The following is a 20,713-nucleotide window of genomic DNA, read 5'->3' on the forward strand; positions in this document are numbered from 1 at the left end:
TCACGACACCTGAAGGATGTCGTGGTTGTAGCGGGCAAGCCCGGCGAGGCCGAGCGCCAGCGGCACCAGTCCCCAGGCCAGCAGAAGCGGAACCGACACGTAGACGGCGTCGTACCCGGGATAGAGCCCGGTCCTGAACAGGCCCGTGATGTGAATCCACGGCGTGAGCCACAGGATGTCCTGCAACCGTGGCGGCAGGTCCTCCATCACGAAGATCACCCCGGCGACAAGGAACAGCGGCCGCGAGAGAATGGCCCAGACCTGCCCCCAGACCGGGAAAAGCCCGGTGGCGAGGCAGTTCAGCACGCCGATCCCCAGGCCGAGGAGTGCGGCGAATCCCAGCGCGAGGACCATCGCGCCGGGCCGCAAGACCGCAACCTCGCCCGTGACCGCCGCGAGACCGCCCAGAACGATGCCCGTGACGGTGAGACCCACCACGAGGTTCAGCAGGAACCGCGCGAGGATCGCGTCGATCCACGAGACGACGGGAAACAGGAGAAGCGGTCGGGAAAAGCGAAGCGCCTGCTGCACATGCCCCTGCAACGTCGCATAGAGCAGGAAGGGCAGGTACCCCGCCGCGTAGAACACAACGAAGCTCGACCCCAGCGGCGGCGCGTGCATCACCAGCGACAGCGCGAAGGTCAGGACGAGGACGGCGGCGACGGGTTCCAGCACGGCCCAGAGAAAACCTCCGGGCGTGCGGACATAGCGCGTCGCCATCTCGCGCAGCATCAGGGCACCGACCGAGCGCAGGCACGAAAGGCCGGGCGCGGCCCGGGCGGGGTGGAGTGGCGGTGCAAGTCGGTCGGGCGCGGGTGTGACGGTCAGTTTCCGGACCTCCAGGGGAAGCAGGGTTAATCGGCCAGCAACCTTATCGGGGCATGTGGTGGAGGAATCGTGAACGGAGGCCCCGATGCGCACAGATGCCCGCCCCATCGCCACGGCCACGCATCGCGCGGCGAAGGGACCGGCGCAGGGGGGCGATGACCTGTCGGGCTACCTCCGCCCGGCGCCGGCCCGCCCCGATCCGCCGGATGCCGCACCGGCGCGCCCCGGCGCCTTTGCCCGGCTGGTCCGTGGCAAGCGTGAAGGATCGCATGCCGAACCCGAGGATAAGGACGGCAGCCGAAAAACCGGGCCAGGCCCTCAGGGTCCGCGCCCAGGGGCCAGGCCGGTCGGGCCGAAACCGCGTACCCGCCGCCTCAGGGCGCGGCGGCGGGGCGCCGCCCTCGCCTTGTCCTTCCTGTTGATAGTCGCAGTGCCGCTGGGTCTTGCCGCCGTCTATCTCGGCGAGTTCGCCAAGCCGCAATTCGCCTCCACCGTCGCCTTCACGGTCCGCACCGGCGACAGCGGCGGCATGAGCGACGCGCTCACCGGCATCGCGCAGTTCGCCGGGGGCGCGCGAAGCGCCGATACCGCGATCCTCGCGGAGTTTCTCCTGAGCCAGACACTCGTCGAACGGCTCGACATGCGCCTCGATCTCAGGCGTCACTACGCCGAACCGCATGAACAGGACCCGCTCTTCGCACTCCGGCCCGAGGCGACGGTGGAGGATCTGCGCGACCATTGGCGTCGCGTCGCGCGCGTCTCGCACGATGGCGCGACCGGGCTCATCGAGGTTCGTGTGCAGGCCTTTTCCCCCGAGATGGCGCAGCTTCTCTCGCGGGAACTCCTGGTGGAGGGCCGGTCGATGGTGAACGGGCTCAACGACGAGGCGATGGCCGATGCCATGCGGCTTGCGGAGGCCGAGTTGCGGGTCGCGGAAACCCGCCTGGCCGAGGCGCGCGCGGCGCTGACCCGGTTCCGTGGCGAAAGCCGGATCACCGATCCCGCCGGCGAAGCGGAAGGCAGGCTGGGCGTCGTGCGTCACCTACAGGCGGAACTTGCGCGCGCCCTCGTGGCCGAAGACCTCGCGGAAGGCGGATCGACCCCCGAAGACACCCGCCGGATCGCCTCGCTCCGCGCCACCATCGAGGCCGAGCGCGCCATTCTGATGCGCCCCGGTGCACCGGGGGAGGCAACTGATTACCCCGCGCTCCTCGCCCGGCATGAGCGGTTGACGGCGGATCGCGACTTCGCCGAGGCGGCATACCGCGCCGCGCTTGCGGCAAGGGACCTTACCGGGGCCGCCGCCGCCCGCCAGAGCCGGTATCTCGCCGTCTACGAGCAGCCGACCCTGCCGCAACGGGCGGACCATCCTCGAACGGGCGCCATCCTCGCGCTCGGCGCGCTGTTTCTCGTGCTGGTCTGGTCGATCCTGACGCTCGGGATCGCGGCGATGCGCGACCGGCGCTGAGGTCCGGCTGCGCATGATCCGCTTCGACGGCGTGACCAAAAGCTTCCCGACCGCATCCGGACGAAAGGCCGTGGTGCGCGACCTGACGCTCGACCTGCCGCGGGGACGGGCCGTCGCGCTTCTGGGCCGGAACGGCGCGGGGAAATCCACGCTCCTGCAACTCGTGGCGGGGACCCTTGCGCCCGATAGAGGCCGCGTCACCTGCGGCGGCACCGTCTCCTGGCTGGTCGGGCTGGGCGGGGCCTTCCACCCCGAACTGACGGGCGCGCAGAACGCCCGTTTCGTAGCCCGAATCCACGGGATCGACGCCGACGCGCTGTCGGCCTTCGTGCAGGACTTCGCGCAGCTTGGCGATCATTTCCGGATGCCGGTGCGGACCTACTCGCAGGGCATGAAGGCGCGGCTGACCTTCGGCCTGTCCATGGGGATCGCCTTCGACATCTACCTTGTCGACGAGATCACCGCCGCAGGCGACGCCGCCTTTCGCGCCAGGAGCTACAGGATCTTCCGCGACCGGATCGAGGGCGCAAGCGCCATCATGGTCAGCCACAACATGGCCGAGTTGCGCGAGGTCTGCGACGCCGGCCTCGTACTGGAGAATGGGCGCGCGCATTTCTTCGACGACCTTGAGGAGGCGATCGCCATGCACCTCGTCAACATCGACATGACCTGAGCACACCACGCGCCCGTCAGCCGGGGTCGCGCGAAATCTCGCGATTCGCCGCGCCGATTTCACAATCCCGTCCAGACCGGGCGGACGTGTTTCTCGATATCTCCGAACCACCGCACAAACACCGAGAAGACAGACCGGATGCAGAGTTTGAGCCTTTCAGGGCGCTTTCAGTCGGGCCATGCGTCCCTCGACAATGGGATCGCCGGCCTGTTCGTGCTGCCGACGGCTACGGGGGCGACGCTCTATTCGGTCAGCGGCCCGTTCGGCGGGATCGCTGCCTACGCCATCGCCGCCGGGCCGGTGACCCTGTCGGACACCGCATGGTTCGAGGCGTCCTGGTCCGGCCTGGCCATGGCGGAGCCGCGCCTGCTCGGGACCGGAGGGGTCGAGCGTCTGGCCGTCGCAGGCTCGGGCGAGGACGGCCTGGCGTCCTACACGTTCGACGCTTCAGGCGGCATCGGCGCCTTGACGCCGCTTGGCGGTCTCGCCTCCGGCCTCGGCCGCCTGCGCGACATCGCCGAAGGCGCTGACGGATGGACCTACGCGGCGGGCATCGGCCGGGACGGCTTCACGGCACATTCGTGGACAGGGGCGGGCTACACGCCCGGCTTCACCGTGGCGGATACCGGGGCCACCTACGCCGCCGACATCTTCCGGATCGAGACGCTCCAGATCGGAACGTCCAACTTCGTGCTGACCGCCAGCCAAGCCGAAGCCGGTGTCAGCGCCTTCCGCGAAACGGGCGGCGGCGTGCTTGCAACCGGCAGCCTCGGCGTCTCGGAGGGGCTGGGCGTCATGATCCCGACCGCCATGGAGGTGGCGAGCCTCGGGGGAAGGCACTTCGTCCTTCTCGCCTCGGCGCCGGCGCAAGGGGCCTCGGGCGCCCTCAGCGTCATGGAACTGACGGGGTCCGGCGCGCTTCTGACGACGGACCACGTGGTCGACACACTCGCCACCCGCTTCGGCAGGGTCCAGGACATCGAGGTGATCGAGGCGCTCGGCCGTGTCATCGTGCTTGCCGGAGGCGGCGATGACGGGTTGAGCGTCTTCACGCTCCTGCCCAACGGCCGGCTGCACCTGACCCAGGTGGTCGGGAACGAGGGCGCGACAGGTCTCGCGAATGTCACGGCACTGGCGGCATGGTCGGACGGCGCGGTCCTCCACGTCTTCGCCGCCTCGGAGCTGGAGGGCGGCCTGAGCCACTTCACGCTTTCGCTCGACGGTCAGGGCCTAACGCTCGCCGCCGGGCCGACAGGCGGCGCCCTCGCGGGCACCGGTGCGGACGACATCCTGATGGGTTCGCTGGCGGCCGACCTCCTGCGCGGGCTTGGCGGCGACGACATCCTCGAGGATGGGGACGGGGCCGACACCCTCGAAGGGGGGGCGGGCGCCGACCGTTTCATCCTGCGCGGAGACGGGACAACCGACCGGATCTCCGATTTCGAGCCCGGCATCGACCGGCTCGACCTTTCGGGATGGCCCATGCTCTACGACGCCGCGCAGCTGACGATCACGCCGACGGCCAGCGGCGCGTCGGTGTCCTTCGGACCCGAAACGCTGATCCTCGACCGCGCCGGCGGCGGCAGCATCGGCGCCGAGGAGATCGCCGCCGCCCTGATCGAAGCGCCGCACCGGCAGCCGTTCCTGGACCTCCTGACCGCCGGTCAGGTGCTCGTCGGCGGCGCGGGCGCCGACACGTTCCAGGGCGGGGCAGGATCGGACACGATCTCCGGAATGGCAGGCGACGATCTTCTCATCGGAGGCGGCGGCGTCGATATCCTGTCTGGCGGGCCGGGCGACGACACGCTTGCCGGAGGCGATGCCGCCGACATCCTCGAAGGTGGCCCCGGACGCGACCGCGCGGACTACGCGGGCTCCCCCGCCGGCGTCACCGTGCGCCTCTGGGCCGGCGACGGCGCGGGCGGCGATGCCCAGGGCGACACGCTCACCGGGATCGAGGATATCTTCGGGACGCTCCATGCCGACACGCTGGTGGGCGACGCCGGTGCCAACCTCCTGTCCGGGGGGGATGGCGCGGACGCGCTCTGGGGCAACGCGGGCGACGATACGCTGTCGGGCGGCGCGGGCGCGGACCTGCTCAACGGACAGGCCGGGCAGGATCTCGCCAGTTACGAGACCTCACCCTCGGGCGTGACCGTGCGCCTCTGGGCAGGCGACGGCGCGGGCGGCGACGCGGAGGACGACACGCTCTCGGGGATCGAGCATCTGCTCGGGTCGCCGCACGCCGACACGCTGGTGGGCGACGCCGGTGCCAACCTCCTGTCCGGTGGCGACGGCGCGGACGCCCTCTGGGGCAACGCGGGCGACGATACGCTGTCGGGCGGTCCGGGCGCGGACCTGCTCAACGGACAGGCCGGGCAGGATCTCGCCAGCTACGAGACTTCACCCTCGGGCGTGACCGTGCGCCTCTGGGCAGGCGACGGCGCGGGCGGTGACGCCCAGGGCGACACGCTCTCGGGGATCGAGCATCTGCTCGGGTCGCCGCAGGCCGACACGCTCGTGGGCGATGCGACCGGCAACCGCCTGATGGGCGGAACCGGTGCAGACGCGCTTTGGGGCAATGCGGGTGACGATACGCTGGAGGGAGGCGCGGGCGCCGACCTCCTGCAGGGGCAGGCCGGGCAGGACTGGGCAAGCTACGCGACTTCGCCCTCGGGCGTGACCGTGCGCCTCTGGGCGGGCGACGGCGCGGGCGGCGACGCGGAGGGCGACACGCTCGCCGGGATCGAGCACCTCATGGGGTCGATCCACGCCGACAGGCTTGTCGGGGACGCGGGCGCGAACCGCTTGCACGGCGGGGCGGGCAACGACGAGATCTGGGCCGATGCGGGCGATGACACGCTCGACGGCGGCGCAGGCGCCGACATCCTGCGCGGACAGGCGGGCCAGGACATGGTCAGCTATGCGACCTCCGCCACGGGGATCACGGTCCGTCTCTGGGCCGGGGACGGATGGGGCGGGGATGCACAGGGCGACACGCTCTTCGATATCGAGCATGCCGAGGGATCGGCCCACGGCGATGTCCTCTCGGGCAGCGGCGGGTCGAATCTCCTCTCCGGGCTCGACGGGAACGACGCGATCTGGGCCGGCGGCGGCGACGACACGCTGATGGGCGGGGCGGGCGCGGACCTGCTGCGCGGCCAGGCCGGAAACGACCTTCTGACCGGCGGGGACGGCAACGACATCTTCGCCTTTTCCGACGGCGAGGGCCTTGACACGATTACCGATTTCACGGCCGGCGACGTGATCGACCTTGGCGGCGTCAGCTCGTTGGGCTCCTTCGCGGACGTGCGGGGCGCGGCCACGGACGAGGCCGAAGGGGTCCGGATCGACACAGGCTCGGGCGCCGTTTTCATCGAAAACCTGAGCCTCGCTAACCTGGGATTAAGCGATTTCCTGTTCTGATCGCCCCCGAGAATGCCGGGTCCGGGGGTGATGCGGCCGGGCCTTCGCTCGTTCGGCGAAGCGGCGGCGCCCCCGTCCCGCCCGTCCAGAAGGAGCGACGCCCGATGCCGACACCGCCCCTCGCCGTTGACGAGACGCTGCTTGCGCCCGGGCGCCGACTGATCCGGTTCGACGGGATCGCGGCAACGCTCACGGACGCGCCCGACCGCGAGGCCCTCTTGCGCGACCGTGCCTTCCGCCGCCGGCTCTTTACCGCCCTCGACGCCCGGTTGACACGGCGCGATGGCGGGCCGGCGGGCCTTCTGAGCCTCGATGTGTTCGATACACTCCTGCTCCGCGACGGGTCGAGCGAACTCAGGCGCTTCGTCGAGGTGGGCGAAGCCATGGCGACCCATGCCGGTCGCGCGATCACCGCCATCGACGCCTTTCTCGCGCGCCACCTCGGCACGAAGGCGAGCTACCGCGCAGGGCCTCGGGTCGACGGCTGCGGCGAGGGCTCCCTGACGGAGATCCACCTGACCGCGGCGCGGCTTCTCGGCATGCCGGACGCCATGGCCGACGACTTCGTCGGGATCGAGCTGGTGAACGAGGCGGCCAGGGTCTCGGTCAACCGGCTCCTGTTGTCCTACATCGACCGGCACCGCGCCCGCGGCGGCAAGGTCGTGCTGGTCAGCGACATGTACATGCATGCCGGCCAGATCGCCGCACTCCTCGCCCGGTGCGGCGTCCCTGCGTCGAGCTACGACGCGCTCTATTCCTCGGCCGACACGAAGGTCTCGAAGGCATCCGGCGGCATCTTCGCCCGCATCGCCGAGGCGCGGGAGGCGCCCTTCGTGGTCCATCTCGGCGACAGCCCCTTGGGCGATTGCCGCCGCCCGCGGGAGGCCGGTTGGGACGCCATGCTTCTTCCCGTGCCCGAGACGCTCCTGGCCGAACGGAGGCGTGACCGCGTCCGCTGCCTGGAAGAGTTGCGGCGCGACCACGACCTCCACTTCGAGGCAGAGGCCGCGGCATGAAGCTCTGGTCGCCGGAAGGGCGGAACGAGACGCGCGGCGATCCCGCCGCCCGCATCGGCTACGATGTGCTCGGCCCGGTGGTGCAGCGCTGGCTCCTCGCACTGCACCAGTACCTCCTTTACCACGATGACGGCAGAACCCTGGCGCTCCAATGCGCACGCGCCGGCCTTCGGATTGCGGAACTGCACGGGACGTTCGCGCGCGGCCGCGGTCGAAAAGGCCCCGAGGCGCGCATGTTCTGGATCTCGCGCGTGGCCGTCGCCAAGGGTGTCTTCGCGCGGCCCGGCGGACGCGAACCCAGCATCGGGCTGCTGACACGCGAGTACAGCAGCCAGCCGCTGCGCGACCTCGTCACCGGGCTGATGCGCAACCGGCCGGACCTTCTGAAGCGCATCGACCTCGCGGACCGAAGCCTGGACGCACATGGCCACAACCTGCCCGGCTGGCTGACGGTGGACGGCCCCGTGCAACGGCGGCTGATCGCCTTCCTCGAGGAAAGTTCCGCGGCCTTCGACGCCGAGCTCGCGTCGCTTCTCGCGGGTCGGGACCGCGCGCTTCTGATCGACAGCGGCTGGCAGGGCACGGCGCAAAGCCTCCTGGCATCCGCCTATCCCGGCACCGACTGGCGCGGCCTCTATTTCGGACGCATCCTGACGCCCGCACATGATCCGGCGATCGTGGGCGATTGCATCGGCCTGATGTTCGAGGCCGAGACCTGGGACCCCTTGAGGCCGGAGACGGCCTTCGTCCGGCACCGCCACCTGGTCGAATCCCTCCTCGAACCCGCCGCCCCTTCCGTCGAGGACGTGCGCGGCGGCCCCGCCGGGCAGGCGGCCGAAAGGATGATCGCCACCTGCCAGGCCGCGCGTCCCGATCCCGTGGCCGACGCGCTGTATCTGCAGGTGCGCCGCTACGTCGCCGACCATGCCGGGCAGCCGATCGCGGAGATTCTCGCCGCGCACGCCCGGGCCATGCCCGAGCTTGCGCGCATGATCCTCCGGCCGCGGCCCGACGAGGTGCCACACCTCGCGGCCAAGCCGCGCTCGGCCGATTTCGGAAAGGCGCTCGACGTGCCGGTCGTCACACCGCCAAGCCCGGACAGGACAGGAACACGCGCAGACACCCGCGAGGCACGGATCGTGCGCGCCCTCTGGACCGAGGGGCAGATCGCCCTCGAACTACCCCCGGCCGCTGCACGGGAGATGCAGGACAGGGTCCGCGGCGCATCCGCGACGGCCGATTATTTCGACCCCGCCGCGTCCCGGACCGCGCCCCTCGCCGCAAGGCCGCTCGCGGACACCGCCCGTCCCCGCGTCGCCGTCGTCACGCGCACGAAAAACCGGCCTCTCCTTCTGGCGCGCGCCGCGCGGAGCGTGGCCGGGCAGGACTTCGGCGATCTGGTCTGGACCGTCGTGAACGATGGCGGCGATGCCGACGAGGTCGCGCGCATCATGGCCGGAACAGGGATGGATCCGAGGCGGATGCGCCTCGTCTCCCTCGACGAAAGCCAGGGGATGGAAGCCGCCTCGAATGCCGGGATCGGCGCCTGCGACAGCGACCTCGTCGTGATCCACGACGACGACGACAGCTGGCTTCCCGGTTTCCTGACCCGCACCGTCTCCTTTCTCGACAGCGCGGCGGGCACCCGTTACGGCGGCGTGGCGACCCACTCCCTCTATATCTCCGAGGAGATCCGAGGCGACGCCGTGATCGAGCATGGGACCCGTCCCTACAACGACTGGGTCCGCAACGTGCAGCTTGCCGAGATGGCCTGCGGCAACTTCTTTCCCCCGATCGCCTTCGTCTTCCGGCGCGCCGTCTGGGACCGTGTCGGCGGCTTCAACGAGGCGTTGCCGGTTCTCGGCGACTGGTTCTTCAACATGGAAGTGCTGCTGGAGGACGACATCGCCGTCCTGCCGGAACCGCTGGCCCGCTACCACCACAGGGACCGCGGCGACGACATGGCCGGGGTCTACGCGAACTCGGTCATCGGAGGGGTCTCCAAACACGAGGAATTCGCCGCCGTGGCGCGCAATGCCTTCCTGCGGCGGCACGGAGAGCGCGCGGGCGTGGCAGCCAGTTTCGCGCTCGGCTACGCGGTGAGCGATCTGCGCGGGCGCATCGACAGGACGTCCGCACCCCAGGCCGCGCCACCCGCGGCCGCAAAGCGCGCAACGGATGACCGCCTGTGGTGCGCGGCGGAACTGAACGGCGCGCTTGCCGGAATTCCGTGGTGGCGTCGGCCGCTGGCCTTCGCCCCGGTCGCCGCCGATTGCGGCTGGACCGAGCTTGCCCCGCTGCTGCGCAAGGCGGGCCGGGCGCTGCGCCCGCCGCCGGATTTCGACGAGGCCGGGTATCTTCGCGTCAACCCGGACGTCGCCGATGCGGTGCGGTCGGGGGCGATGGCGTCTGGATACCTGCACTACGTCCTGCATGGCCGGGGCGAGGGCCGGCCGCGGCGCGCCACGGGCTGAGCGATGGCGCCCGACCTTATTCCCGGCCCGGGAGGCGCCGATACCGTCGCGACCCCGGGCTGTCGGGCGGCGGGCACGCCTTTCACCCGCGGCCCCGGCGCAAGTGGACCTGCGCGGCCGGACACTCCGGGCAAGGGCGCGGGCCTTGCCGACACATGCAACGGCCGGTTCCGGCGCACCCATGCGGGGCGTGGCCCGTGATCAGCGTCGCAGCTCGCCACTTCGGGCAGCCCGACGGGTTGACCAACTACATCTGCCATTGGTCGCGGACGCGGAACTATGTCTACGTCGAGACGCCCAAGGTGGCCTGCACGACCGTCAAACGCGTGCTTCAGGCCGCCGAGCTTGGCCGAGCCGACCATCCCCTCATGCCGGCCGACGTGCATGACCGCGGCGCGTCCCCCCTTTTGTCGCCGCATGACGATCCCGGCGCTTTCCTCACCGCTCTGCACGATCCGTCCTGTTTCCGCTTCGCCTTCGTGCGCAACCCCTATGCGCGCGCCTTGTCCTGTTGGCTCGACAAGTTCGTCGGCAACGAGTTCGAGAACGCGCGGCTCGCCCCGCTTCTCGGTTTCGCATCCGGCGAGGTTCCCGACTTCGCCGATTTCCTGCGCGCCGTCGCCGCCCAGCCGGAGGCCGGGCGCGACCCCCATTGGGCGACGCAGAGCTATCTCCTGAGGCCCGACCGCATCCGCTATGGGTTTCTGGGTCGGTTCGAGACTTTCCGCACGGATTTCCTGCGGGTCTGCGGCCACCTCGGGATCGGGGAGCATGCGGGCGAGCTGTCGGACACATGGCACGCCACCCGCGCCGCCGGGAAGGTCGCATCGCGTGTCGGCGCGCTGGAGGGCGCGCTGATCCGCCAGATCTACGACGCGGATTTCCGCACCTTCGGCTACGGCTGGGACCCGGCGCTGGTCTGAGGCAGGGTGGCGCCATTGCCGACCGGCGCTTGCTTGCGGCGGGGCGGTGGGGTGTCTAGAACGGGCCCAGATCCTGGCCCCCGAGGAGCGCGTCCAATGCCCGCAAAGTCGTCCGCGCCGCCCAAGCCCGTTGTCCTGTGCATTCTCGACGGATGGGGTATCGGCCCGACCGAGGCGGACAACGCGCCTCTTCTTGCCCGCACCCCGAATTTTGACAGGATCTGGTCCGAGGGACCGCACGCCACGCTGGTGACCCATGGCCACGATGTCGGCCTGCCGGACGGGCAGATGGGCAACTCCGAGGTCGGACATACGAATATCGGCGCGGGCCGGGTGGTGGCGATGGACCTCGGGATGATCGACCTCGCCATCGAGGACGGGTCCTTCTTCGAAAAGCCCGCGCTTGCCGACTTCGTCGCGGCGGTGAAGTCCACCGGCGGCCGCGCCCATGTCGCGGGTCTCGCCTCGCCCGGGGGTGTGCATTCCCACCAGTCCCACATCGTGGCGGCCGCGAAGGCGCTGACCGGCGCGGGGCTCGAGGTGCTGGTTCACGCGATCACCGACGGGCGCGACGTGGCGCCGACCTCCGCCGCCGGCCAGATCGCCGACCTCGACGCCGCCCTGCCGGAGGGCGCGCGGATCGTCACCGTCTCGGGGCGCTACTTCGCCATGGATCGCGACAACCGCTGGGACCGGGTGGAACGGGCCTGGCGCGCGATCGTGCTGGCCGAGGGCGAGACCGGGGCCGCGACCGCCGAAGCCACCGTGCAGGCGGCCTATGATGCGGGCGCCAGCGACGAGTTCATCCCGCCCGCAATCGTGTCAGGCGCCGGCTATGCCGGGATGCGGGCCGACGATGGCCTCTTCTTCATCAATTTCCGCGCCGATCGCGCCCGCGAGATCCTCGCGGCCATCGGCGATCCGGAGTTCACCGGTTTCGACCGTGGCGACGCGCCGCGCCCCGCGGCGATGCTGGGCATGGTGGACTATTCCACCGCACACAACCGCTACATGACCACGATGTTCCCCAAGCAGGAGATTGTGAACACGCTGGCGGAATGGGTCGCGAAGCACGGTCTGCGGCAGTTCCACATCGCCGAGACCGAGAAATACCCGCACGTCACGTTCTTTCTGAACGGCGGCAAGGAACCGCCCGTCGAGGGCGAGGACCGCTACATGGCGGCGTCGCCCAAGGTCGCAACCTACGACCTGCAACCCGAGATGAGCGCCGCGGAAGTGACGGATCACCTCGTCGGGGCGATCCGGGACGGCTATGACCTGATCGTGGTGAACTACGCCAACCCGGACATGGTGGGCCATACCGGGGACCTGCAGGCCGCGATCCGCGCCTGCGAGGCGGTGGACGAGGGACTCGGCCGGGTTCTGGGCGCGCTGACCGAGGTGGGCGGCGCGATGATCGTCACTGCCGACCACGGCAACTGCGAGACGATGATCGACCCGGTCACCGGCGGGCCGCACACCGCGCACACGCTGAACCCCGTGCCGGTGATCCTGGTCGGGGGCCCTCCGGGCGCGCGGCTGCGCGACGGGCGCCTCGCCGACCTCGCGCCGACGCTCCTGCAGCTCATGGCGCTGGAGAAGCCGCCCGAGATGACCGGGGAAAGCCTGATCGCATGAACCGTCTCGCGGGTTTCGCCCTGTCGGCCTGTCTGGCCTTCGCCGCACAGTCCACGAGGGCCGAGACCGATGCCGCCGCGACCGCGCTCCGCGCCGCCGAGATGCTGGAAGAGGCCGCGCTCGCCCTGTCCGAAGCCGACGGCGCCCGCGACCGGGTCGAAGCGCTGACCGAGACCGTCCGCGCCTACGAGGAGGGGCTGCTGGCGCTGCGCGAGGGCGTGCGGCAGGCCGCTCTCCGGGAACGCGCGATCCTTTTCGTCTTCGAGGCCGAGCGGGAACGGCTGTCCCGGCTTCTCGGCGTGTTGCAATCGATCCAGTCGGCGCCCGGCCCGCTTCTGTTGCTCCATCCCGAAGGACCCGTGGGCACCGCGCGCGCGGGCATGATCGTGGCCGACGTGACCCCCGCCGTGGCGCGCGAGGCGCAGGCGCTCCGGGCGCAGCTTGAGGAACTGGCGCTTCTGCGTGCGTTGCAGGACGACGCGCTGGCGCAACTCACCACGGGACTGTCCGGCGCGCAGGAGGCGCGCGCCGCGCTGTCTCAGGCGATCGCCGACCGCCGCGTCCTGCCCGCGCCCTTCGCCCTCGATACCGAGGCGATGGCGGCGATTCTCGCCAATGCCAATTCGCTCGACAGTTTTGCCGAGCTGCTGCGCGCGTTACCGTCGTCCGCGCCCGACGACATCCCCGATTTCGCCGCGGCGCGTGGAAGTCTGGACAATCCGGTCATCGGCACGGTCCTGCGCCGCTTCGGCGAAACCGATGCCGCGGGCGTTTCTCGGCCGGGCCTCGTGCTTGCCAGCCGCCCCCGCGCGCTGGTCACGGCGCCATGGCCCGCGTCGGTCCGATATGCCGGCCCGCTCCTCGATTACGGAAATGTCATTATCCTGGAGCCCGAGGCTGATTATCTGTTGATCGTGGCCGGTCTGGGCGAAGTGTTCGTCGAGGCCGGACAACTGGTGACGGACGACGCGCCACTGGGACTCATGCCGGGGCCGGAAGGGGTGGGCGAGGACCTGATCCTGCCTGCGACCGGAGGCGGGGGTGCCAACCTCTCCGAAACGCTCTACCTCGAGCTTCGGGAAGGCGGGCGCCCGGTGGACCCGGCAGAGTGGTTCGCATTAGAGTAGCGTGTCGCCGGCACACCGTGGGTGCCGGACCGACGCGGCGGGACAACGCAAGACGCACGAAGGACACATGCAGATGAACAAGCTGATCGTGGCGGCAATTGGGGGCATCGCGGGCGGTGTCCTGCTCAGCACGCAGGTGGCCGGACCGCTCCTTGCCCAGGAAGAGGCGCGCAATGCCTCGGTCTACCAGCAACTCGACCTTTTCGGGGACGTGTTCGAGCGGATCCGCGCCAACTACGTCGAGGAGGTCGATGAAGCCGCACTGATCGAGGCGGCGATCAACGGGATGCTGACCTCGCTCGACCCGCATTCGAGTTACCTGCCCCCGCGCGACTTCGACTCGATGCAGGTTCAGACCCGCGGCGAGTTCGGCGGCCTTGGCATTGAAGTGACGCAGGAAGACGGCTTCGTCCGCGTCATCACGCCGATGGACGACACCCCGGCCATGGAGGCCGGCGTCGAGGCGGGCGACTTCATCACCCATGTGGATGGCGAGGCACTTCTCGGGCTGACGCTGGAGCAGGCGGTGGACCTGATGCGCGGGCCGGTCGGCTCGGAAATCATCATCACCATCGTCCGCGAGGGCGAGGAAGAGCCTTTCGACCTGACGATCGTGCGCGACCGCATCCGCCTGACCGCCGTGCGCTCGCGGCTTGAAGGGAACACCGCGATCCTCCGGATCTCGACCTTCAACGACCAGACCTTCCCGAACCTGCGCGACGGGCTGGAGGAGATGATCGCGGAAGTCGGCGGCCTCGAGAACCTCAACGGCGTTGTCATCGATCTGCGCAACAACGCCGGCGGCCTGCTGAGCGAGGCGATCCGCGTCTCCGATGCGTTCCTCGAGCAAGGCGAGATCGTCTCGACCCGCGGCCGGGAGCCGCAGGACGGCGAGCGCTACAACGCGACGCCGGGCGACATGATCGAGGGGCTGCCGATGGTCGTCCTCGTGAACGGCGGTTCGGCATCGGCATCGGAGATCGTCGCGGGCGCGCTTCAGGATCATCGCCGCGCCGTCGTTGTCGGCACCAATACCTTCGGCAAGGGCTCGGTCCAGTCCGTCATGCCCCTGCCCGGCAACGGCGCGATGCGGCTGACGACCTCGCTCTACTACACGCCGTCGGGCCGCTCGATCCAGGCGCTGGGCGTCGCGCCCGACATCCTGGTCGAGCAGCGCGATCCCGTGGAGATGACCGAGGAGGAGCAAGGCAGCGTCTTCCGCCGGAACGAGGCATCGCTGCGCGGCGCGCTGCAGAACTCGACCCTGACCGAGGACGAAATGCGTCAGCTCGAGGAAGAGCAGGCCATCGCCGAGGCCACTGCACGGCTCAGGAACGAGGATTATCAGCTGGCCTACGCCATCGACATCCTGACCGGCCTGAACGCGCTGGGCCCGAACGCCCAGTAACGGCAGGCGGCCATGACGCCGGAAGAGATCGCGGCCCTGCCCTATCGCCCCTGTGTGGGCGTGGTCCTGACGGACGGGCAGGGCCGTATCTTTGCCGGTCAGCGCGCGGACATGGAGACACCGGCCTGGCAGATGCCGCAGGGCGGAATCGACAAGGGCGAGACCCCGGTCGAGGCCGCGCTGCGGGAACTGCGCGAGGAAACCGGCGTGAAGAAGCGCCACGTCACGGTGCTGGCCGAGACGGCCGACTGGCTGCCCTACGACCTGCCGGCCGAGGTGCTGCCCTATCGCGGCAAGTACAGGGGCCAGACGCAGAAATGGGTTCTGGTGCGGCTCGACGCGGGGGACGAGGTGATCGACCTCGCGCACGAGGACGTGGAATTCTCGGACTGGCGCTGGATGACCGGCGCGGAACTCCTGTCGGAGATCGTGGGCTTCAAGCGGCCGATCTACGCGGCGGTGCTGTCCGAATTCGGCCTCGCCTGAAGGTCGCCGATCCCGGCTGCCGGTCAGCCGGGCCATCGGCCTTCGGGTGTGGTCCCGACCGGGTTATCGCGTGCGGCGCGGGGCGAATTGCGTTCGGATCCGCTCGGCGCTCTGCTGGAAGGGGCGGAACATCAGCGCGCTCACGCTGTGCCACGCGCCGCCATCCTCCTCGGTGCCAAGGCCAAAGGTGATCTCCTCCTTGCCCTTCGGCGTGTAGAGCGTGCCGGCCGCCCAATCCCAGACAGCGAAGATGAAGCCCATGTTCTTGTCCCAGTGCTCGCGCGCGACCGAATGGTGGATCTGGTGCTGCGCCGGACAGACGAAGATGTGCTGCAGCCAGACCGGGTAGCGGACCCAGACATGGCTGTGCCGGAGGTTGAACGCGGCGAGGAAGAAGACCGCAAGCACGACGTTGACCTCGAAGATCGTCAGCTGCACCGCCGCCGGCCCGAGGAAATAGGCGAAAAGCCCGTAGACCGTGCCGATGACGACACCGGCCACGGACATGTCCATGATCTCCTCGACCGGGTGCATCCGCGCCGCGGTGATCGGGGTCATGACTTCGGCCGAGTGGTGGACCTTGTGGTAGTCCCAGAGGAACGGGATCACGTGGTAGACGTAGTGCATGAACCAAAGCGTGAAATCGATGACCACCACGATCACGAGCGTGACGCCGACCGCGATCCAGAAGCTCGGCTCGACCGTGGGCGCCGAAGGACCGAGGAGCGAGGTCAAACCCGCAACGGTCAGCGCGGAAACGGCGGAGGACGAGATCACCACGGAACCGTAGATCGCGGCGCGGAGCAGACGAACCACGAAGAAGTAGGCGAAGTCGGTCTGGCAGGAAGGGTGAAGCAGCACCTCTTTCGGCAACAGCCATTTCACGAGGCCAGCGGCGGCAAGCGTGCCTTCGCGGGCCTTTGTCACGACGTAGACGATGATCGCCACAAGCAGCGCCGAGCCCAGGTAGACATAGCTCAACCTGTCGCGGGTGTTGGTGAAGTGTCCGAATGGAGCCCGGGCGAGCTCGAGGAGTTCGTGCAGGATTTCCGACATCGTCCGCTTTCTTTTTCGATTTTGTTGCCTCGTTTTTTTCGTCGATTACGAATCGAATGAGGCGAAAGGCGGGCTTCACTGGTTTCTTTTTCGTCCCCGGCTTCGCCTGTTGCGCAAGGACATTCCGACGTTCCAGGGGAAGGTGCCTGACCGTACGTCCACGCCGTTCAGGCCCTCCCATTGAGAACAAAACGTGAATATACTGCCGGATCATGGGATTCGCGGAACTCTCCATCACCTCGAACTTCACCTTCCTCACCGGTGGCTCGCACCCGGAGGAATACGCCCGCCGTGCGGCCCTTCTGGGGATCGGGGCCATCGCGATCGCCGACGTGAACTCGGTGACGGGGGTCGTGCGCGCCTGGTCGGAGCTGAAGAAGATCGCCGAGGAGATCGCGGACATGGCCGAGGCGATGCGCGACCCGATCGGCCCGCCGAAGCCCGCGCATCTGCCGGATCCGCCGCGCGCGCCGATCGACCATGTGCCCCGCCTCCTGCCCGCCGCCTGCCTGCATCTGACGGAGGGACTGCAGATCACCGCCCTGCCGCGGGACCGCACCGGCTGGGCCAGCCTCTGCCGGGTTCTCTCCGTGGGGCGGCTCCGGGCCGAGAAGGGGGAGTGCATCCTGCATCTCGATGACCTGCTTGCGCACGCGAAGGGGCTGGAGCTTCTGCTGCACGCGCCCGACGCGGTCACGGCCGAGTGGCGCCGCGCCGCGGGGCGGCTGACGCGGGCGCTCGGGCCGCAACTCGGCCTCCTGATGGCGCCGTCCTACGACGGCCAGGACAAGGCGCGCTTCGCCGCCGCGGACCGGCTGGCGCGGGACCTCGGCCTGCCCACCGTCGCCTCGGCCAGGCCGCTGATGCATCACGGCGCCCGGCGGCGGCTGACGGATATCCTGACCTGCATCCGCGAGGGGCTGCGCGTCGAGAACCTCGGCACTGCGGCGCAGGCCAATGCCGAACAACGGCTTCGCGGCGAGGCGGAGATGCGGCGCATCTTTGCGGGTCACGAGGAGGCCGTGGACCGCACCGTGGAGATCGCCGCGCGGCTGCAGTTCGACATCCGCTCGCTGCGCTACGAGTACCCCTCCGAGATCGCGGACGGCGAAAGCGCGTCGGACCGGCTGACCCGGCTGGCCCACGCGGGCCTCGAATGGCGCTATCCGCAGGGCATCCCCGAACGCGCCCGGAAACAGCTCGACCACGAACTCAGGCTGATCGCGAAGCTGGGCTACGAACCCTACTTCCTTACCGTGCACGACATCGTCGCCTTCGCGCGCTCCCGCGGGATCCTGTGCCAGGGGCGCGGCTCGGCGGCGAACTCGATCACCTGCTATGCGCTGGGCGTGACCAGCGTAAGCCCCGAGATCGGGACCATGGTCTTCGAGCGCTTCGTCTCCGAGGCGCGCAACGAACCGCCCGACATCGACGTGGATTTCGAGCACGAGCGGCGGGAGGAAGTGATCCAGCACATCTACGAACGCTATGGCCGCCACCGCGCGGGCCTGTGCGCCACGGTCATCCATTATCGAGGCAAGCGCGCCGTGCGCGAGGTGGGCCGCGCCATGGGCCTCAGCGAGGACGTGCTGTCCGCGCTGTCGTCGCAGATCTGGGGATCGTGGTCGTCGAAAGGGCTGGAGGAGGAACGGATGCGCGAGATGGGCCTCGACCCAGAAAGCCGGCGCCTGAGACAGACCATCGCCCTCATTCGCGAGATCATCGGCTTTCCCCGCCACCTCTCGCAGCATGTCGGCGGTTTCGTCATCACCGAGGGGCGGCTGGACGAACTTGTCCCGATCGAGAACGCGACGATGGAGGACCGAACCGTCATCTGCTGGGACAAGGACGATATCGACGCGCTGGGCATCCTGAAGGTCGACGTGCTGGCGCTGGGCATGCTGACCTGCATCCGAAAGGCCTTCACGCTTCTCCAGATGCACCACCAGGCGGATTACACGCTGGCCACGCTCCCGCCCGAGGACCCGGCGGTCTACGACATGCTGTGCAAGTCCGACAGTCTCGGCGTCTTCCAGGTCGAAAGCCGGGCGCAGATGAACTTCCTGCCACGGATGCGCCCGCGCTGTTTCTACGACCTCGTGATCCAGGTGGCGATCATCCGGCCCGGACCCATCCAGGGCGACATGGTGCATCCCTTCATCCGCCGCCGGAACGGGGAGGAGGCGGTAAGCTTCCCCTCAGACGCGCTCGGCCGGGTTCTGGCCAAGACGCTGGGCGTGCCGCTGTTCCAGGAACAGGCGATGCAGATCGCGATCACCGGCGCGGGCTTCACCCCCGAGGAGGCCGACCGCCTGCGCCGTTCGCTCGCCACCTTCAAGAAGCACGGGAGCGTAACCGAGTTCCGCACCCGGTTCCTGAAGGGGATGCGCGACAACGGCTATGACGAGGATTTCGCCGAACGGTGCTTTTCCCAGATCGAAGGCTTCGGCTCCTACGGGTTCCCCGAAAGCCATGCGGCGTCCTTCGCGCTGCTGGTCTACGCCTCCGCCTGGCTGAAGCGGCACCATCCCGGCATCTTCGCCTGCGCGCTCCTGAACTCGCAGCCCATGGGCTTCTACGCGCCGGCGCAAATCGTCCGGGACGCCCGCGAACACGGGGTGGAGGTGCGGCCGATCTGCGTGAACCGCTCGCACTGGAACAACATCATGGAGCGGACCGAGACCGGCGCGCTCGCCCTGCGTCTGGGGTTCCGGCAGATCAAGTCGATCCGGGAGGAGGACGCCGACTGGCTGACCGCCGCACGCGGCAACGGCTATGTCACGGTGGAAGACGTGTGGCGGCGCGCGGGCCTCGATGCCCGGACGCTGACGATCCTGGCCGAGGCGGACGCCTTCGCGGGGCTGGGCCTGACGCGGCGCGAGGCGCTCTGGGCCGCCCGCGCGCTGGTGCCGAAGCGGGAGTTGCCGCTGTTCGCGGGCGACCTCGACGGCGAGGGGATCGTGGAGGGGCAGGTCGGGCTGCCGGTCATGACCGAGGGCGAGGAGGTGGTGGAGGATTACGTCTCGATGCGGCTCACGCTCAGGTCGCATCCCGTGGCGCTGATCCGGCACCGCCTGAGCCCGGGGATCGATCGACGGCTGCTGGAGGCCCCGAGGCCCGAGGCCCGCGCGGGCTGAAGCGTCAAAGCCCGAACTTCTCGCGCCGCTGGCCCACGATCTTCATCACCCGAACCAGCTCCTCGCTGATCCCCGCCTCCGAAAGGGCGTGACCCGCCTGGCGGATCATGTGGAGCCGCCCCGAAGACCAGCCCGAAGCCAGGCTATGGGCCGATTTCGGCGGGCAGATCATGTCGTAGCGGCCCTGCACGATGGTGCCGGGGATATGCGCGATGCGGTGCACGTCGCGCAGGATCTGGCCGTCCTCCTCGAGGAAGCCCTTGTTCAGGAAATAGTGATTCTCCAGCCGGGCGAAGGCGCGGGCGTAATCCGCCGGGCTGTCACCGCCGCCGCCGTCGCTCTCCATCGAGGCGAGCGCGTTTTCCCACGATGCCCAGGCGCGGGCATAGCGGGTCTCGACCATGAGGTCGCCACAGAACAGGCGCTTGTTGTAGGCCTTGATCAGGTCGCCGCGCTCCTCCTCGGGGATCATGGCGACGAAACGCGCCCATTGATCGGGCCAGAACTGCCCCGCACCGCCGCCGTAGAACCAGTCGAGCTCCCGCTGCATGGACAGGAACACGCCGCGCAGCGCGAGATAGGCCACGCGGTCGGGATGCGTCTCGGAATAGACCAGGCCCAGCGTCGCGCCCCAGGAGCCGCCGAAAACCGCCCAGCGCTCGATCCCGAGCGTGTTGCGGATGCGCTCGATGTCGGCCACCAGGTGCCACGTCGTGTTGCCCCGCACGCTCGCATGCGGCCGCGACCGTCCGCAGCCGCGCTGATCGAACAGGATGATCCGCCAGTCCGCCGGGTCGAAATAGCGCCGCATCGCCGGGGAACACCCGCCGCCCGGGCCACCGTGAAGCACGATGACAGGCGCGCCCTCCGGGTTGCCGCACTGCTCCACGTAAAGGTGATGTCCGTCGCCCACGTCCAGCATACGCTGGTCGAACGGGTCGATCGGCGGGAACAGGTGCACGGCTGCGCGCTTTTGGCCGGAGAACTTGTCCATGCGCTTCCTATATAGACCCGGGAACCGATTATGCCGCAACAACACTCGCAGGAAGCCGG

The 20,713-nt window shown here is 69.3% G+C and carries 14 protein-coding genes; 11 read left to right on the forward strand and 3 right to left on the reverse strand.

The window, feature by feature from the left end; all coding sequences use genetic code 11:
- Complete coding sequence (locus tag N8I71_RS04980; protein ID WP_262876842.1) at window positions 1-732, reverse strand: ABC transporter permease; 732 nt, start codon at window positions 730-732, stop codon at window positions 1-3.
- 181 nt (window positions 733-913) lie between these two features.
- On the opposite strand from N8I71_RS04980, the gene N8I71_RS04985 reads away from it, so the two are divergent.
- From N8I71_RS04985 to N8I71_RS05030, 10 genes are all read left to right on the forward strand, one after another.
- Window positions 914-2,296, forward strand: a complete 1,383-nt coding sequence (locus tag N8I71_RS04985) for a sugar transporter (protein WP_262876843.1) — start codon at window positions 914-916, stop codon at window positions 2,294-2,296.
- 13 nt (window positions 2,297-2,309) lie between these two features.
- Window positions 2,310-2,969, forward strand: coding sequence for an ABC transporter ATP-binding protein (locus N8I71_RS04990; protein WP_262876844.1), 660 nt, complete (start codon window positions 2,310-2,312; stop codon window positions 2,967-2,969).
- A 138-nt stretch (window positions 2,970-3,107) separates the two neighbouring features.
- Window positions 3,108-6,395 carry a calcium-binding protein gene (locus tag N8I71_RS04995; RefSeq protein ID WP_262876845.1) on the forward strand — a complete coding sequence of 1,096 codons (3,288 nt, stop codon included), beginning with the start codon at window positions 3,108-3,110 and terminating at the stop codon, window positions 6,393-6,395.
- Between the two features lie 104 nt (window positions 6,396-6,499).
- A complete protein-coding gene (locus N8I71_RS05000; protein ID WP_262876846.1) occupies window positions 6,500-7,411 on the forward strand; it encodes a hypothetical protein in 912 nt (303 codons plus the stop codon).
- Window positions 7,408-9,885 carry a glycosyltransferase gene (locus N8I71_RS05005; RefSeq protein WP_262876847.1) on the forward strand — a complete coding sequence of 826 codons (2,478 nt, stop codon included), beginning with the start codon at window positions 7,408-7,410 and terminating at the stop codon, window positions 9,883-9,885. The genes N8I71_RS05000 and N8I71_RS05005 overlap by 4 nt, the downstream gene beginning before the upstream one ends.
- Before the next feature lie 197 nt (window positions 9,886-10,082).
- Window positions 10,083-10,808, forward strand: a complete 726-nt coding sequence (locus tag N8I71_RS05010) for a sulfotransferase family protein (RefSeq protein ID WP_262876848.1) — start codon at window positions 10,083-10,085, stop codon at window positions 10,806-10,808.
- 96 nt (window positions 10,809-10,904) lie between these two features.
- A complete protein-coding gene (gene gpmI, locus N8I71_RS05015) occupies window positions 10,905-12,446 on the forward strand; it encodes a 2,3-bisphosphoglycerate-independent phosphoglycerate mutase (protein WP_262876849.1) in 1,542 nt (513 codons plus the stop codon).
- Window positions 12,443-13,573, forward strand: a complete 1,131-nt coding sequence (locus N8I71_RS05020; protein ID WP_262876850.1) for a murein hydrolase activator EnvC family protein — start codon at window positions 12,443-12,445, stop codon at window positions 13,571-13,573. Before gpmI ends, N8I71_RS05020 begins: the two co-directional genes overlap by 4 nt.
- Before the next feature lie 73 nt (window positions 13,574-13,646).
- Window positions 13,647-14,981 carry a S41 family peptidase gene (locus N8I71_RS05025; protein WP_262876851.1) on the forward strand — a complete coding sequence of 445 codons (1,335 nt, stop codon included), beginning with the start codon at window positions 13,647-13,649 and terminating at the stop codon, window positions 14,979-14,981.
- A 12-nt stretch (window positions 14,982-14,993) separates the two neighbouring features.
- On the forward strand, window positions 14,994-15,467 hold the full coding sequence (locus N8I71_RS05030) for an RNA pyrophosphohydrolase (RefSeq protein WP_262876852.1): 474 nt from the start codon (window positions 14,994-14,996) through the stop codon (window positions 15,465-15,467).
- A gap of 63 nt (window positions 15,468-15,530) precedes the next feature.
- Here the strand turns inward: N8I71_RS05030 and N8I71_RS05035 are convergent, their stop codons facing one another.
- On the reverse strand, window positions 15,531-16,523 hold the full coding sequence (locus N8I71_RS05035; protein ID WP_262876853.1) for a sterol desaturase family protein: 993 nt from the start codon (window positions 16,521-16,523) through the stop codon (window positions 15,531-15,533).
- A gap of 212 nt (window positions 16,524-16,735) precedes the next feature.
- Here N8I71_RS05035 and N8I71_RS05040 point away from each other — a divergent pair, with 212 nt between their 5' ends.
- Window positions 16,736-19,660, forward strand: a complete 2,925-nt coding sequence (locus N8I71_RS05040) for an error-prone DNA polymerase (protein WP_262876854.1) — start codon at window positions 16,736-16,738, stop codon at window positions 19,658-19,660.
- 4 nt (window positions 19,661-19,664) lie between these two features.
- On the opposite strand, the gene pip is transcribed toward N8I71_RS05040, so the two are convergent.
- A complete protein-coding gene (gene pip, locus N8I71_RS05045; protein WP_262876855.1) occupies window positions 19,665-20,654 on the reverse strand; it encodes a prolyl aminopeptidase in 990 nt (329 codons plus the stop codon).
- Between the last annotated feature and the right edge of the window lie 59 nt (window positions 20,655-20,713).

It is taken from the genome of Roseicyclus sediminis, from assembly GCF_025515305.1.
GTDB lineage: Bacteria > Pseudomonadota > Alphaproteobacteria > Rhodobacterales > Rhodobacteraceae > Roseibacterium > Roseibacterium sediminis.